The sequence below is a fragment of the Nonomuraea sp. NPDC003214 genome (assembly GCF_053590035.1).
In genome coordinates this window covers 102284-116090 of record NZ_JBSFSX010000011.1, presented here as the reverse complement: position 1 = coordinate 116090, position 13807 = coordinate 102284, and the positions used below count along the sequence as shown (strand labels likewise).

The window sequence follows — 13807 nt, the reverse complement described above, 5'->3', positions numbered from 1 at the left end:
GTGGGGGACGGTCAGGGCCGGATGCCGTCGAGGGCGAGGCGGAGCAGGCGGAGTGCCGCCGGCGGATCGCCCTCGGTGGCCTGGGCGACCGCCTCCACCAGGGCGAGCAGGTCGTCCGGGGAGACTCCGGGGCGGACGCCGGCTGCGGCGAGGGCGTGATCCGTCAGCGTCACGGTCGCCTCGCGCATGACGGCGTGGCAGGTGTCGCCGGCCGACGGGCCGGCGCCCGCCCCGGCGGCCAGCGAAGCGGGCAGGCCGCGGGTGTTCACGGCGGAGATCGTCAGCTCTTCCAGCCAGGTCACGAGTCCCGTCCGGGGGTCGCCGGCGGCCAGCTCGCGGGCGCGCAGGCGAAGCCGCTCGACCTCGTCGCGGAAGACCTCCTCGAGCAGCGCCTGGCGGGAGGCGAAGTGCCGGTGCAGGGTCGCGGAGCCCACACCGGCCTCACGGGCGATCTCCTCCAGGGAGACCTGCGCCCCCTCGCGGGCGACGAGAGCCGCGGCCGTCGCGACGAGCCGCTCGTGGTTGCGCTGCCAGTCCGATCGCTGCGGCGTGGCCTTGGGGTTCGCCATGAGGACACCCTTTCATCTGGACAACCGGAGGGCCACCCCATATGTTGGATTGCGAAGTGGGGTGCCACCCCATATCGCTCTCTGGAGGAGTGCCGTGCCTGAATCGTCATCGTTCGTGCTGGTCACCGGAGCGACCGGCAAGCAAGGAGGCGCCGTGGCCCGCGCGCTGCTTCGCGACGGCGTCCCCGTTCACGCCCTGGTGCGGGACCCCGGCTCCGAGCGTGCCACCGCCCTCGGCGCTCTGGGCGCCGTCCTCGTGCGCGGTGACCTCGACGACGTCGCCTCGCTGGAAGCGGCGCTCGACGGCGCCCGCGCCGTGTTCTCGGTGCAGACCTATGATCCCGCCGACCCGATGGGTGACGCCGAGGTCCGGCACGGGCGCAACCTCGTCGAGGCCGCCCGGGCGGCGGGTGCCGAGCACGTGGTGCACACCTCGGTGTCGGGCGCGGGCACCGTCGACGTCGAACGCTTCGACGAGCGGCGCTGGGGCGCGCACATGCGGCACTACTTGCGCAGCAAGGCCGCGGTCGAGGATCTCGTACGCGGCGCGGGCTTCCCCCGGTGGACGATCCTGCGCCCGGCCACGTTCATGGAGAACTTCGTCCGGCCGTCGTCCTATTTCGCGGACCTGACCTCGGACCGGCTCCTCGTCGGGGTCGATCCCGACGTCCCGCTTCCCTTCGTCGCGGTCGGCGACATCGGGGCGGCCGCCGCCGCGGCGTTCGCGGAACCCGGGCGGTTTCACGGCGTCGAACTCGAACTCGCCGGTGACGTGCTGAGCTTCCGCACCGCCGCCCGGGTCTTGTCCGAGGCCCTCGACACCACGATCGAGCTTCCGGCCGGCCCGGAGCAGGCCCTCGCGGACGGCCTGGCGACCGGGCTCTTCCAGGCGCAGCAGTACATGAGCGCACATCCCGCACCGGCGCGCCCTGAGTTCGCCGCCGGCCTGGGGATTCCGCTGACCGGCTTCCACCAGTGGGCGCGGTCCGTCATCGCGGCAGGAGCCTGACCGCAATCGTCCCTAGCCTCCGGGCATGGAGATGACCGAGCAAGGTCCCGAACCCCGGGGCGAGAACACTGTCAACGGATTCGTCGTCGTCGACGGAGCCGAATCCTTCATCGACTTCCTCGTCGCGGTCTTCGACGCGACGGAGCGGAAGGAGGCCCGCACCCCTGACTTCCACGCCGCGGACGGAACGCTGATCCACGCCGAAGTCAAGATCGGCAACTCGTTGATCATGGTCGCTGACCGCAAGGCCGACTGGCCGTTCACCCCGGCCCTGACCCAGGTGTACGTCGCCGACCCCGAGGAGACGCTGCGCAGAGCGGTCGCACGCGGCGCGACCGTCGTCACGCCGGTTTCCCCCTTCTACGGCGGATACGGCATCGCCCGGTTCCTCGACCCCTGGCACAACCTGTGGTGGCTGTTCTTCCCGGCGGCGGAGACCGGCCCGGCGGACGGGGAGGAGCCGAGCTGGGAGGAGCCCGCCGAACCCGGCCCCGTGTACGCGACGCTGCTCGAGGCGATGGCCACGCTGGCCGCTCCAGCGCGAGCCGGCCGGCGTTCGTCGGCGGGGGAGTGACCTTGTAGGGTCGCCGGGGGCGCATCACGGGTGAAGGGGAAGAACCGGCGTGAACGTGGGTGTCGTCGGTCAGGCGGCCGGGCTGTTCGCCATCACGAACGTCGACGACCTCGTGATCCTGGCGTTGTTCTTCGCCCGGGGCGCCGGGAGCCCGGGTGCGGCGGCGCGGGTGGTGGCCGGCCAGTATCTCGGGTTCCTGGGCATCCTGGTCGTGGCCGTGATCGCGGCCTTCGGCGCCGCCCTTCTGCCCGAGCCGGTGCTGCCGTATCTGGGTCTGCTGCCGCTGCTCCTGGGCCTGAAGGCGGCCTGGCAGGCGTGGCGGAGCCACCGCGACGGCGAGGACGAGGGGCCCGGGGAGGCGCCGGCCGGCGGGCCGAGGGCATGGGAGGTGGCCGCGGTCACCTTCGCCAACGGCGGCGACAACATCGGCGTGTACGTGCCGGTGTTCACCACCGCCGGGGCCGGCTCGACGACCGTCCACATCGTCGTGTTCCTGGCCCTGGTCGCCGTATGGTGTGCCGCCGGCCGGCTCTTCGCCACCCGGCCGGTCGTCGCCCGGACGCTGAGCCGGTGGGGTCACGTACTGCTGCCGCTCGTGCTGTCAGGCATCGGCGTGGCGATCCTCGTCGAGGGCGGCGCCTTCGGCCTGTAGGTCCCGCGCGCCGCCGTCCCATGGCCCGTCGAGCCGGGTGAGGAGGTCGTCGAGGGCCTGGCCGAGGGCATGGGCGTTGGCCGGGGTGAACCAGGTGGTGCGGACGCGTTCGTTGCTGCCGTTCGGGGTCTCGTGGTCGGCCGCGAGCTGGCTCAGGGAGCGGGTCCGGTCGCTCAGGGAGCGGCCGACGCCCTGGAAGAGGCCGCGCACGTAGCTGTCGGCGTCCTCGGGGGCGATGCCGTGGCCGGTGGCCCACGACGCGATCGTGGCGAGGTAGGAGTAGTGGGCGGTCAGCGTTCCCGTCAGTGCGGAGAAGACGTTGAAGGCCGCCTCGTCCTCGACCGGGAGCACCCCGCCCAGCCGCGCGAACAGGTCGTCGACGACCGGGTGCGCGGGGTGCGTCACGGTGACGGAACGGCGCTCGCGGACGGCGGGCAGGGGGATGGCCCGTACCAGCGGGGCGCCGGTGGCCAGTGTCCGGCGCAGGTCGTCGTTGCCGACCCCGGCCATCACGTTGACCACGACCCTGTCGTCGCCCACGGTCAGGCCGGCCAGCGCTTCGTGCCGATCGTCGCGGCGCACGGCGATGATCACGATGTCGGAGCGGTCCAGTACCTCCTGGTTGCCCGCGCACACCCGTACGCTCTCGTAGCGCCCGGACAGCTCGGCGGCCGTGCGAGCTCCCCGAGGGGAGAGGAACACCTCGGGAGCGTCGCCGGCCCCCTCGCACAGGCCCGTCACGATCGCCCGGCCGATCTCACCCACCCCGATGACGCCGACGCGCCTCATCGTGCCTCCTTCTTCCGTACGGGTCAGCGGCGGACACTGAAACCGGCATGACCCTGCTCCTGTTCGTCGGAGGCATCCGGACCCGGCCGACGCTAGTCGAACCCCCGATCGAACCGATGGAGAATTTCCGCCCCGCAACGCAAGAATCTTGCGCGCTGAACCGAGGCCGGGCGAGGCGCGCAGACCGGCACCGGCCGGGCCGGCACGCCGCGGGACGTCGCCGACGACATCCAGGACGCCTGGCCGCGGGAGCTGCCCGGCATCCCGGGGGAGTCGATCGGCATCGTCACCCGGGCGGAGCGGGCGGTCAAGGCCGGGCTGGTCGCCCACCTCCCGCGTACGTCCGTGCCGCTTCCCGTCAGGCCAGGGGGAGTTCTGTCATGGCGTCCGCCAGCTGCCCGGCAGTGTCTCCGGCGGCCCACACGTGCCCGTCGGGGCGCATCAGCACGGCGGCCGTGGGCCAGGGCAGCTCGGTCTCGTACAGCTGGAGGTCCGCGCTCACGGCAAGGTCCTTCAGCGCCGGGGTGGCTTCCTGGGCCAGCAGCACCGGGCGGCCCTCGCGCAGCAGGCGCAGCTGCTCGCGGGTGGCCGGGAGGCGCCGCCCTGCCAGAGGATGGGCGCCCGGGTAGCGGACGTCCAGCGCGGTCAGCGTGCCGGCCAGCTCGGCCGCCACGCCGGGATGGGCGCGCAGCAGGTCCGCCATGAACCGGCGCAGGGGCAGGCCGTCCTCGGTGGTGGCGGTGATCAGGGCGGTCTGGGCCTTGGTGTGTTCGACCAGGGACTCGCCGACGGGATGGCGTTCCTGGTGGTAGGTGTCCAGCAGGGACGCCTCCGCCCGGCCCCGCTGGACCGCGGCCAGCTTCCAGCCCAGGTTCATCGCGTCCTGCAGGCCCACGTTCAGCCCGACGCCGCCCGCCGGGAAGTGCATGTGCGCGGCGTCGCCCGCCAGGAACACCCGGCCCTTCCGGTACTGCGCCGCGAGCCGGGTGGCGTTGCCGAAGCGGGACAGCCACACGGGGGAGTGCATGCCGAAGTCCGTGCCCGCGATCCGCTGCGTCGTCTCCCGCAGGGACTCCAGGGTCGGGGTGAAGGTTGACGGGGCGTACCCGGTGACGCGGTAGCGCCCGCCGGGGATCGGGGCCACGATCAGCGCGCCGTGCTCGTTGTGCCAGGTGCCCGGCCGCCGCTCCGGCGGGTCGGCCAGCTCGACGTCGCCGAGGAAGCCGAAGATGGTCGAGTCGGTGCCGGGGAAGCCGATGCCCGCCGCCTGGCGTACGGTGCTGCCCGCGCCGTCCGCCCCGACCACGTGGTCCGCGGTGATCTCGTACGCGCCAGCGGGCCCGCTGACCCGCAGCGTCACGCCCTGTTCGTCCTGGCTCAGCCCGGTCACCCGGTGCCCGCGCCGGATCACCACTCCGAGGGCCAGGGCGTGCTGTTCGAGCAGTTCCTCGGTGCGCAGCTGCGGGTGCGCGAGCATGAACGGGAACGGCGTGGCCAGCTCCCGGAACTCCAGGCGGGCGGGCAGCATGCCGAAGTGCCCGTCCGGCACGGGCAGCCCGCCGTCGAGGAAGGCCTGTTCCTGCCCGCGCATCGCCAGCACCTCGATCGTGCGCGGGTGGATGGCCAGCGCCTTGGAGTGCGGGCTGCGCTGCTCGGCCCGTTCCAGGACCAGCGGTCGCCCGCCGCCCAGGGCCAGCTCCGCAGCCGTCCACAGCCCGACCGGGCCCGCGCCGACCACGACGGTGTCATGTGCGTTCACAGTGATCACTCTCCGTTGCGTTGAGGTGTGGCGCGGGCGTGGTCGTGGATCGGGGTGACCGCCCCGCACGTGTCACATACTGGTAGTGCGGTTACAGCCGAATGAGAGGGAAACGAGATGGCGTCAGCGCGACAGATCGCCGGTCCGTGCCAGGCGTGGCCGGAGGACAGCGCCTTCATCCGTGAGGTGCTCGACCGCATCGGCGACAAGTGGACGGTGCTGACCATCGGCACCCTGAACGCCGGCCCGCTGCGCTATTCCGACCTGCAGGCGAGCATCCCGGGAATATCCCAGCGGATGCTGACCCAGACGCTCAAGCATCTCGAGCGCGACGGCCTGATCACCCGGACCGCGTACGCCGAGGTCCCGCCGCGAGTGGAGTACGAGCTGACGAAGCTGGGCCGGTCGCTGATCGACGCGGTGACGGCGATGGCCGGCTGGGCCGCCACCCATCACGGCGAGATCGCCCGCAACCGGGCCGCCAGCGAGCTCATCGGAGTCGGCCGGGGCAGATCCGGCCGGCTCCGCGACGCCTGATGTGGCATCAAGGGGGCCATTTCCTCACCTCACTCGTAGTGCGTAACACCATCATGAGTGAGTAAGAGAGGGCCTACAAAAGGCACTTCCACGTGCGTGGCACCGCCCCCAGGCGCCACGCCTCTCGTCTGCAGGTGAACCAGATGGATCAGCGGCGCACCTGATAACGCAGGTGAAGCACCCGGTTGCCCTGGATCACCACGTCGGGATCCTCCAGCAGGTGCTGCGCGTGGACCGACCCGAAATAGCGCTTGCCGGACCCGAACACCACCGGCACGACGTCCATGCGCACCTCGTCGACCAGCCCCGCGGCGAGCACCTGGCCACCGACGTCGCCGGCGGCGACCTCGATCACGCGGTCGCCCGCGAGCTCCTGCGCCTTGGCCATGGCCGCCTCGACGCCGTCGGCGAAGTGGAACGGCGCCCCGGGGTCCCAGTCCTCGGGCTGCGGCCGGTGCGTCACGACGACCACGTGGTCGATGCCGCTCGGCGGCTTTCCGTCCCAGCCGTCCGTCAGGTCGAAGACGTGGCGGCCGACGATCGTGACCCCGATCCGGTCCCAGTACGCCCTGGTGTAGTCATAGGACGTCTGCGACACCTTCAGCTCACCGCTCTCGTCCAACGGGACGTCACCGCTGGTCAACCAGTCGAACAGCGGTCCGGGCAGGTCGTTCTCGTCCGCGATGAAACCGTCCGCCGACACCGAGCTGTACATGACCACCTTGCCCACAGGGCCCCTCCTCCATTTTGGGTGCCCTCAAATTAGCGTGCCGTGCGCTGCCGCTCTTGTAAGAAATCAATCGGCCGGCAGCGGCCAGCCGTCGAGCGCGTGGCCGGGATGCTCGCGCAGGAACCGCCGCCGGACCTCGACGTACCGGGTCGGCGTGAGCCCGGTGAACGCCCGGAACTCGTGGCCGAAGTGGGCCTGGTCGAAGTAGCCTGCGCCACCGGCGAGCTCGCCCCAGTCGATCGGTCCGGCGGGGTCGATCGCGAACACGGTGGCGGTGAAACGGTGGGTGCGGGCCAGCCGCTTCGGCGTGACGCCGACGACCTCCTTGAACCGCTGCGCCAGATGCGTGCTGCTGACCCCGGCCGCCGCGCTCAGGTCGCCGATCGCCACCGCCCCGCCGGCCGCCGCGATGACGCTGCTCGCGTGGCGGACCAGCCCCAGGCCGGTGGTCTCGCGCAGCCGTCGCGTCAGCTCCTGTTCGAGCAGCGTCAGCATCTCGTCCGGGCCGTCCGCCGTGGCCAGCCGGTCCCGCAGCTCGGCGACGGCGGGCCGGCCCCAGACTTGCTCCACCGTCACCGGCCGGTCGCACAGCTCGGCCGCGGGCATCGGCAGGAACGGCGCCAGCCCCCACGGCTTGAAGTGCACGCCGACGGACCGGGTCCGCAGCGGGTAGCCGAACTCCAGCGCGCGGGTGGGCATGGTGACCACGCAGCCGTCGGCGTACGCGCCCGTCTCGAGGTCGGCGCCGGCGCGGATGCGGAACGGCGCCCCGAGGTTGACGATGAGCAGCGCCGCCGGCATCGGGGGCAGCGTCAGCCGGGCGTACGGCGACGCGCCCTCCAGGTAGTAGAGGTCGTCGATCAGCCTGTCCAGCGGCGGACGCGGCACTCTGGACACGTACTCCACGCCCACAGTATCGCCGACGCCGTCCGACCGGGCGCGATGAGTTCCGCCGCCGGGAACGGTCCGCCCCATGACCCTTGGAGGACGGGCCGGAACCACCGGGCCGCGCGGTAACCAGAGGAGGACCCTCAAGGGCAAGGTCTTCAGCCACATGACGATGTCGCTGGACGCGCGCCGGGCCTCGCTCAGGTCACTTCCTCCAGTTCTCGCCCGGCGCCCGGCCCGGGGAGGGCTTGCCGACGAGGGTGATGGGGGCGAAGAAGCAGCTCCTGCCGATCGCCATGCACAGCGTCACGAGCGCCTTCTCGTCGTAGTGCGCGGACGCCCTGGCGAACAGCTCGTCCGGGACGCGCTCGCCGGACGGGTTCGGGGTGAGAATGGCGTCCACCAGCTCCAGTGCGACCAGCTCCGCGCCGGTGAAGTAGTGGGGCGCGTCCTGCCAGCTCGCCACGGCGGTGATGCGCTCCTCCGGCTCCCCTTCCTCGCGCAGCTGGCCTGACTGCACGACCGTGTGGTACGTGCTGCCGATGAGCTGGCCGATCCGGAGCTGGGCCAGCAGGATGGTGGCCCGCGGGACCGAGCCGTTCTCGGCGGCCCTGGTCATTCCTCCGGCGATCGCCCCCAGTTCGGGCACGAACGTGCTCGGGTCGGAGAGACGCGATTCGGGACCGCTCCGCGCGGTCGTGGCGTGTTCGGTCATGACAAGGTCGTCCTCTCGGCTATGGGGGTTTCCGGATCTACCACTGGCCGGGCCGGTAGGTGCCGGGGGCGGGCTGCGCGGTGATGATGTTCATGCGGTTGAAGGCGTTCATCACGGCGATGTGCGCCACCAGGGCGGCGAGCTGGTCCTCGTCGTAGTGCCTGGACGCCTCCGCCCACGTCTCGTCGCTGACGCCCCCAGCGGCGTCGGCGACGCGGGTGCCCTCTTCCGCGAGTGCCAGGGCGGCCCGCTCGGCGTCCGTGTAGACCGGAGCTTCCCGCCAGACCGGGACCAGGTTGATCCGCAGCGAGGTCTCTCCCGCGTGCTCGGCGTCCTTGGTGTGGATCTCGACGCAGGGCGCGCAGCCGTTGATCTGGCTGATGCGGAGCGCCACCAGCTCCTTCGTGAGCGGCGGCAGGGACGAGTCCGTGACGACCTTGCCCGCCGAGATGACGTACTTCACGGCCTTGGCCCCGACCGGGTTCTCGGCGTAGTTGAAACGGCTCTCCATGACGATCTCCTCGCTGCTTCGGTTGTTACACCTCAGAGACGAAGGAGCCGGGACGCCCGGGACGACCGGCCGGCATGACGCACGTCACATCGGGGAGCCCCCGGAACGTGTCCCCAGCCCGGTCGGAGCCCTAGAACAGGTTGCCGGAGCGCTGCCCGATGGCCCGCGTCGCGGACCCCACGGTCGCGTACTGGCCTTCCTGGAAATCGATCAGGACGATCGCGCTGTTCCGCGAGGTCAGCAGGTGGTCCTGGCGCGGATCGCGGACGGGTTCCGGGGCGGTCTTGGGCTGGCTGCTCTGCGGTGACATCATTCCTGTCCTCACCTGCGGACCTCGAGGACACCGGCCGCGGACCCGGCACGCCGGCGCCGCACTTGCCAACCTCACCCGTTCCCGGCTCCCGAACGCGTTATGGCCGCGCACCGGTCGTGAGACCGTCATGTTTCGGGATGCTGAGAACGCCGGACGCGCGTCCCCGACATACCGCGGACATACCGCTCGTCCGTATCGTCCCCTCCACATCGACCCAGGAACGAAAGGGACAGGAGAACCATGCGGCTATCGGTCGGAATCATCGCTCTGACAGTCTCCGCCGGACTGCTCGCGGGAGCCCAGCCGGCGGGCGCCGCGACGCGGGCAGCAGCGGCGTGCAGCGTCAGCCCGGGCATCCCGTACAAGGACGGCGCGCACGTCGAGGGCACGGTCACGTGGGTCGGCGACTGCGGGCAGATGACGCTGAAGGTGCAGCGCAAGCGATGGTACGGCTGGCAGACCATGAACTCGGACACCTGGACCAAGGACTCCGACAAGAAGGTCGGACTCCCGGCGAGGTGCGGTGACGGCACCTACGACTGGCGCGTCTGGGTCTACGCGGAGAAGGCCGGCGGCTTCACCAACAAGAGCCGGAGGATCACCTGCTGATCCCGAGCTCGTGAGGACCTCGCGGGGCCCCCGGTGATCAGAAGCGGAACATCTCGGCGAATCGGCTCAGCAGCTCGGGATCGCCCTCGGCACGCAGGCTGCCGTCGCGGAGCAGCTCATCCGGGGTCTTGCCGCCACCCATCAGCTCGCGGACGGGGTGGCCGCTCAACCGCTCGATGACGAGGTCGGGCGCCGGGTGCGGGCCGATGCCGACCTCGAGTTCGCCATCGCTGACCTGCAAGCGGAACGTGAAGTCACCCAGGCGGATCTCGTAACCGGCCGTGACCCCCCGGGCTGCCTGCGCCCGGAAAGCGGTACGGAACGACATGGCGACCGATTCGGCGGTGACGAGCTCGCCGGGGCGGGGCTCGGTGAGCGTCCGCGCGCCCCAGCGGCCCAGCGCGATCAACGCGGGTTCGAGGTCGCGTCCGTAGTCGGTCAGCTCGTAGACGACGGCGCGATCGGGGTACGGGAGCGCGCGACGGGTGACCAGCTCCGCCTCTTCCAGCTGCTTGAGGCGGGCCGACAGAATGTTGGTCGGGATGGCCGGCAGGCCATTGCGCAGGTCCGTGTAGCGCTGGGCCCCGGTGAGCAGGTTGCGGATGACCAGCATGGTCCACCGTTCGCCGACCATCTCCATCGCGCGGGCCAGGCCGCAGAACTGTCCGTACTCCCTCGGCGCCATGGTGGCAATCATAACCCATACTTCAGTTGACAAAGCGTACTTGCAAAAGACAAGCTTGCAGCCCACGCGGTCGCGAAGCCTCTTCGCTGGAGAATGGAGAAGCGCATGTCGTTCCAGGCCTACCTCGACAACATCGAGGACAAGACCGGACTGACCCCTCGTGAGTTCATCGCTCTGGCGAAGGAACGCGGCTTCGACGCCCCGTCCGTGAAGGCCGGAGTGATCGTCGACTGGCTGAAGCAGGACTACGACCTCGGGCGCGGGCACGCGATGGCGCTGGTGCACGTGATCAAGAAGGGGCCGAAGATCGACGCCAAACACGTCGGCAGCTCGGGCTCCCACCGCGACGCGTCCGACACGCTATGGCTGGACGGCAAGAACAACCGGCCTTGACGAGCCGGACGAACAACGGAACTCGTGGCATCCGACTCCGCTTCCCCGGTATCCCGCAGCCGGCCTGCTAGCGGCTCAACGGCCCTGAGAGGCCGGACGGGCCCGGGGGCGGTAGGTGACCAGGCAGTTGCGGCCCGGATGGTTGATCACCACATGTGCCCGCTCGATGGGTTCGTCCCGCGCGTCCGGCGGCAACGAGAGCTCACCACCACGCAGGATCGTGTGGAGCAGCGCGCCGCTCTGCGCCATCGTGTACGGCTTGCCGGGGCACAGGTGGGCGCCGAGCCCGAACGGCAGCCAGCTTCCCGGCGCGGGGCGCGTGTCGAGGAAGCGTTCGGGCCTGAAGGCCGAGGGCGCGGGGAAGTGGCGGGCGTCGTGGTGCAGCGAGCGCAGGTGGACCAGCAGCGTCGTGCGCGGCTCGATGACGTAGGGACCGAGCCGGCAGGCGTGCCGGGTGACGCCGAGGGGCTTGAAGGCGACGGGCGGACGCTGCCGCAGCGCCTCGCAGGCCACGGCGGTGGCGAACGCCTCGCCGTCCCCGGCCAGCGCCTCCGCCGTCAGCCGCGCCATCGCCTCCGGGTGCCGCAGCAGCCGTTCCACGGTCCAGGCCAGGCCCACGGCGGTGGTCTCGTGCCCGGCCAGCAGCAGCGCCATCATCTGGTCGCACAGCGCCGCGTCGGTCAGCCCTGACCCGGACGGGGTCCGCGCCGCCATCAGCGAGCCGAGCACGTCGTCCCCCTGCCCGGCGGGGTCGCGGCGGCGGCGTTCGATCTCCGCGCCGATCAGGCGGACGCACTGCTCACGCGCCCGGTGGAACGATCGCCATGCCGCGACCGCGCCCGTACGCCGCATCATGTAGCGGACCTGCGTCGACGGCGCGTGCAGCCGCGCCCGCAGCGCGGCGAACGGCGCGCGCCAGGCCGCCAGCCGATCGCCTTCGACGCCGAGCAGGACGCCCAGGAAGATGTCGAAGACGGTGTCGCTCAGGTGAGGCAGCAGCTCGAAGGGGACGCCCACCGGCCACGAGGTCATCGACCGGCTCACGGCGGCCGACATGAGGGCGCGGTGCCGTTCGAGAGCGCTGCCGCGCAGCGGGGGGAGGAGAAGCTTGCGGACCTGGAGGTGCTGCGACCCTTCCAGCGCCAGGATCGAGCGCGGACCCGCCGCCAGGTCGAGCGGGCCGCCCTCGAACGGGGCCAGCAGCCGCTCCCTGGCCGAGGACGCCTGCCTGACGTGGTCGGCATCGCGCAGCATCGCCACGCGCCCGACGCCGGGGTTCCACATGGTGAAGATCGGGCCGTACCGGTCGAAGGTCCGCTCGATCCAGGTCTCGCCCTGGCGCTGATACTCCAGCAGCGCCCGGATCCCGAGCCGCGCGGGGCGCATCTGCGAAATCATGCGCTCAGGAGGCCGGGGTGAAGATCAGCGTGGCGTTGTGGCCGCCGAACCCGAACGAGTTCGACACCACCGCCCCGGACGGGAGCGGGCGCGGCCGGCGCACCACGTCGATGTCACAGCGCTCGTCCGGGTCGTCGAGGTTGGCCGTGGGCGGGATGGTCTGCTCGGTGAGCGTCAGCACGCTCGCCACCGCCTCGATGGCTCCGGCGGCGCCGATGGCGTGACCGGTCACGCCCTTGGTGGAGGTCACCGGCGGGCCGTCCGGCCCGAACAGGCGGGCGATCGCCTGGGCCTCGGCCAGGTCGTTGAGCTGGGTGCCGCTGCCGTGGGCGTTCACGTGCGCGACCGCGTCCGGGGTCAGGCCCGCGTCGGCGAGCGCCGCGCGCATGCTGCGGTACGCCCCCTGTCCCTGCGGGTGGGGAGCGGTCAGGTGGTGGCCGTCGGAGGTGCGGCTGTATCCGGCCAGTTCGGCATGGACGCGGGCGCCGCGGCGCAGCGCGTCCTCCAGGGGCTCCAGGACCAGGAACGCGGCCCCCTCGGCCAGGACGAACCCGTCCCGGGCGGTGTCGAACGGCCTGCTGGCCCGTTCGGGCTCGGCGGTGCGCCGCGACAGGGCCCGGCAGCGGTCGAAGGCCAGCAGCATGGTCGCCGTGATGCACGCCTCGGCCCCGCCCGCCACCACCAGGTCGGCCGAGCCGTCACGCAGCAGGCGGGCCCCCTCGCCGATGGCGTGGGCGCCGGAGGCGCACGCCGTCGCCACCGTGAAGCTCGGCCCCAGGAGGCCGTGGTGCATGCTGATGGCGGCGGCCGGCGCGTTCGCCATGATCATGGGGACGAACCGGGGCGGTGGATTGCCGCGCCCCGCGTGACGGCTGTCCAGCATGTTCCGCTCGTACGTCTCGGTGCCGACGAAGCCCGTGCCCGTCACGACGGCGCGACGCTCAGGAGGCGCGGTGCTCGCACCGGCGTCGGCCAGCGCGTCACCGGCCGCGCACATCGCCAGCAGTGCCACCCGGTCGAGCTGGCCCGCCTGCTTCGGGGTCAGGTAGCCGGCCGGGTCCAGGTCGCCGATCTGGCAGGCGAAGTCCACCTCCAGCCCTTCGGTGTCGAAGGAGGTGATCGTCCGCGCGGTGGAGCGCCCGCCGAGCAGCGTGTTCCACAGCTCCTTCGGGCTCGCGCCGGCCGGGGTGCGCACGCCCAGGCCCGTCACCGCGATGCGCGTCCGTGGCGGCATCAGGCCCGCTCTCCGGCGAGGTGGCGGGCCTGGTCCAGCACGTCGGCCACGGTTCGCACGTCGGCGAGCGTCTCGCGGGGGATCGGCCCCCACACCTCCTCCAGGGCGACGTGGATCTCGGCGAGGTCCAGGCTGTCGGCGTCCAGGTCCTCGCGCAGCCGGGCCTGCGCCGTGACCAGCCGGGGGTCCGTCTTCAGCACCTGCGCGCAGGTGTTCCGCACCACGGTCTCGATCTCGTCGTCGCTCACGGTCCCACTCCCGTCGCTCGGCCAGGGCAACCACATCCGGGCCAGTCTCGGCGACGGGGGCGGCCTGCCAGGCAGGACACGGCGGGTGCGGGGCGGAGTTGATCGAATTTTGGCGGTGCGGGACGAGGCGGCGCGTCACACGCCGTGATCAACGGGGTCGTTCCTATCCTGGCCGTAGTTGATCTAGAGGAGGC

Annotated in this window: 18 protein-coding genes; 6 read left to right on the top strand and 12 right to left on the bottom strand. The window is 71.7% G+C overall.

All coding sequences use genetic code 11. The features are described 5' to 3' along the window. Window positions 1-11: 11 nt before the first annotated feature. On the bottom strand, window positions 12-569 hold the full coding sequence (locus ACWDXC_RS32795; RefSeq protein ID WP_449988365.1) for a TetR/AcrR family transcriptional regulator: 558 nt from the start codon (window positions 567-569) through the stop codon (window positions 12-14). A gap of 94 nt (window positions 570-663) precedes the next feature. Here ACWDXC_RS32795 and ACWDXC_RS32790 point away from each other — a divergent pair, with 94 nt between their 5' ends. From ACWDXC_RS32790 to ACWDXC_RS32780, 3 genes are read left to right on the top strand one after another with little or no spacing between them, the layout of a single operon-like run. Next, window positions 664-1578 (top strand): NmrA/HSCARG family protein, encoded by a 915-nt coding sequence (locus ACWDXC_RS32790; RefSeq protein ID WP_449988362.1) that lies wholly within the window; start codon window positions 664-666, stop codon window positions 1576-1578. A 25-nt stretch (window positions 1579-1603) separates the two neighbouring features. After that, on the top strand, window positions 1604-2152 hold the full coding sequence (locus tag ACWDXC_RS32785) for a VOC family protein (RefSeq protein ID WP_449988359.1): 549 nt from the start codon (window positions 1604-1606) through the stop codon (window positions 2150-2152). Window positions 2153-2201: 49 nt separating this feature from the next. Continuing rightward, a complete protein-coding gene (locus ACWDXC_RS32780; RefSeq protein WP_449988356.1) occupies window positions 2202-2804 on the top strand; it encodes a cadmium resistance transporter in 603 nt (200 codons plus the stop codon). Here the strand turns inward: ACWDXC_RS32780 and ACWDXC_RS32775 are convergent. After that, complete coding sequence (locus ACWDXC_RS32775) at window positions 2754-3593, bottom strand: NAD(P)-binding domain-containing protein (RefSeq protein WP_449988353.1); 840 nt, start codon at window positions 3591-3593, stop codon at window positions 2754-2756. The two genes, ACWDXC_RS32780 and ACWDXC_RS32775, sit on opposite strands and share 51 nt — an antisense overlap. Window positions 3594-3951: 358 nt before the next feature. Beyond that, entirely contained in the window at window positions 3952-5352 is a 1401-nt protein-coding gene (locus ACWDXC_RS32770; protein ID WP_449988350.1) for an FAD-dependent monooxygenase, read from the bottom strand. A gap of 117 nt (window positions 5353-5469) precedes the next feature. Here ACWDXC_RS32770 and ACWDXC_RS32765 point away from each other — a divergent pair, with 117 nt between their 5' ends. Further along, entirely contained in the window at window positions 5470-5889 is a 420-nt protein-coding gene (locus ACWDXC_RS32765; RefSeq protein ID WP_449988347.1) for a winged helix-turn-helix transcriptional regulator, read from the top strand. Window positions 5890-6037: 148 nt separating this feature from the next. Here ACWDXC_RS32765 and ACWDXC_RS32760 read toward each other — a convergent pair whose 3' ends face one another. The 5 genes from ACWDXC_RS32760 to ACWDXC_RS32740 all read right to left on the bottom strand — a co-directional run bounded on the left by ACWDXC_RS32760 (window position 6038) and on the right by ACWDXC_RS32740 (window position 9058). Further along, a complete protein-coding gene (locus tag ACWDXC_RS32760; protein ID WP_449988344.1) occupies window positions 6038-6619 on the bottom strand; it encodes a dihydrofolate reductase family protein in 582 nt (193 codons plus the stop codon). Between the two features lie 66 nt (window positions 6620-6685). Then, window positions 6686-7525, bottom strand: a complete 840-nt coding sequence (locus tag ACWDXC_RS32755; RefSeq protein ID WP_449988342.1) for a helix-turn-helix domain-containing protein — start codon at window positions 7523-7525, stop codon at window positions 6686-6688. Window positions 7526-7712: 187 nt separating this feature from the next. Further along, window positions 7713-8222: a carboxymuconolactone decarboxylase family protein gene (locus tag ACWDXC_RS32750; protein ID WP_449988339.1), complete on the bottom strand. Its 510-nt coding sequence runs from the start codon at window positions 8220-8222 to the stop codon at window positions 7713-7715. Window positions 8223-8259: 37 nt separating this feature from the next. Further along, window positions 8260-8733 carry a carboxymuconolactone decarboxylase family protein gene (locus tag ACWDXC_RS32745; RefSeq protein ID WP_449988336.1) on the bottom strand — a complete coding sequence of 158 codons (474 nt, stop codon included), beginning with the start codon at window positions 8731-8733 and terminating at the stop codon, window positions 8260-8262. 130 nt (window positions 8734-8863) lie between these two features. Then, window positions 8864-9058 (bottom strand): hypothetical protein, encoded by a 195-nt coding sequence (locus ACWDXC_RS32740; protein WP_449988333.1) that lies wholly within the window; start codon window positions 9056-9058, stop codon window positions 8864-8866. A 228-nt stretch (window positions 9059-9286) separates the two neighbouring features. Between ACWDXC_RS32740 and ACWDXC_RS32735 the strand changes: the two genes are divergently transcribed. Next, window positions 9287-9655: a hypothetical protein gene (locus ACWDXC_RS32735; RefSeq protein ID WP_449988330.1), complete on the top strand. Its 369-nt coding sequence runs from the start codon at window positions 9287-9289 to the stop codon at window positions 9653-9655. Between the two features lie 37 nt (window positions 9656-9692). On the opposite strand, the gene ACWDXC_RS32730 is transcribed toward ACWDXC_RS32735, so the two are convergent. Further along, entirely contained in the window at window positions 9693-10340 is a 648-nt protein-coding gene (locus tag ACWDXC_RS32730) for a winged helix-turn-helix transcriptional regulator (RefSeq protein WP_449988328.1), read from the bottom strand. Between the two features lie 105 nt (window positions 10341-10445). Here ACWDXC_RS32730 and ACWDXC_RS32725 point away from each other — a divergent pair, with 105 nt between their 5' ends. Next, window positions 10446-10733: a DUF4287 domain-containing protein gene (locus ACWDXC_RS32725; protein WP_449988325.1), complete on the top strand. Its 288-nt coding sequence runs from the start codon at window positions 10446-10448 to the stop codon at window positions 10731-10733. Between the two features lie 75 nt (window positions 10734-10808). Here ACWDXC_RS32725 and ACWDXC_RS32720 read toward each other — a convergent pair whose 3' ends face one another. From ACWDXC_RS32720 to ACWDXC_RS32710, 3 genes are read right to left on the bottom strand one after another with little or no spacing between them, the layout of a single operon-like run. Further along, a complete protein-coding gene (locus ACWDXC_RS32720; protein WP_449988322.1) occupies window positions 10809-12119 on the bottom strand; it encodes a cytochrome P450 in 1311 nt (436 codons plus the stop codon). A 16-nt stretch (window positions 12120-12135) separates the two neighbouring features. After that, window positions 12136-13365: a beta-ketoacyl-[acyl-carrier-protein] synthase family protein gene (locus ACWDXC_RS32715; protein WP_449988319.1), complete on the bottom strand. Its 1230-nt coding sequence runs from the start codon at window positions 13363-13365 to the stop codon at window positions 12136-12138. Beyond that, entirely contained in the window at window positions 13365-13613 is a 249-nt protein-coding gene (locus ACWDXC_RS32710; protein ID WP_375072813.1) for an acyl carrier protein, read from the bottom strand. Before ACWDXC_RS32710 ends, ACWDXC_RS32715 begins: the two co-directional genes overlap by 1 nt. Between the last annotated feature and the right edge of the window lie 194 nt (window positions 13614-13807).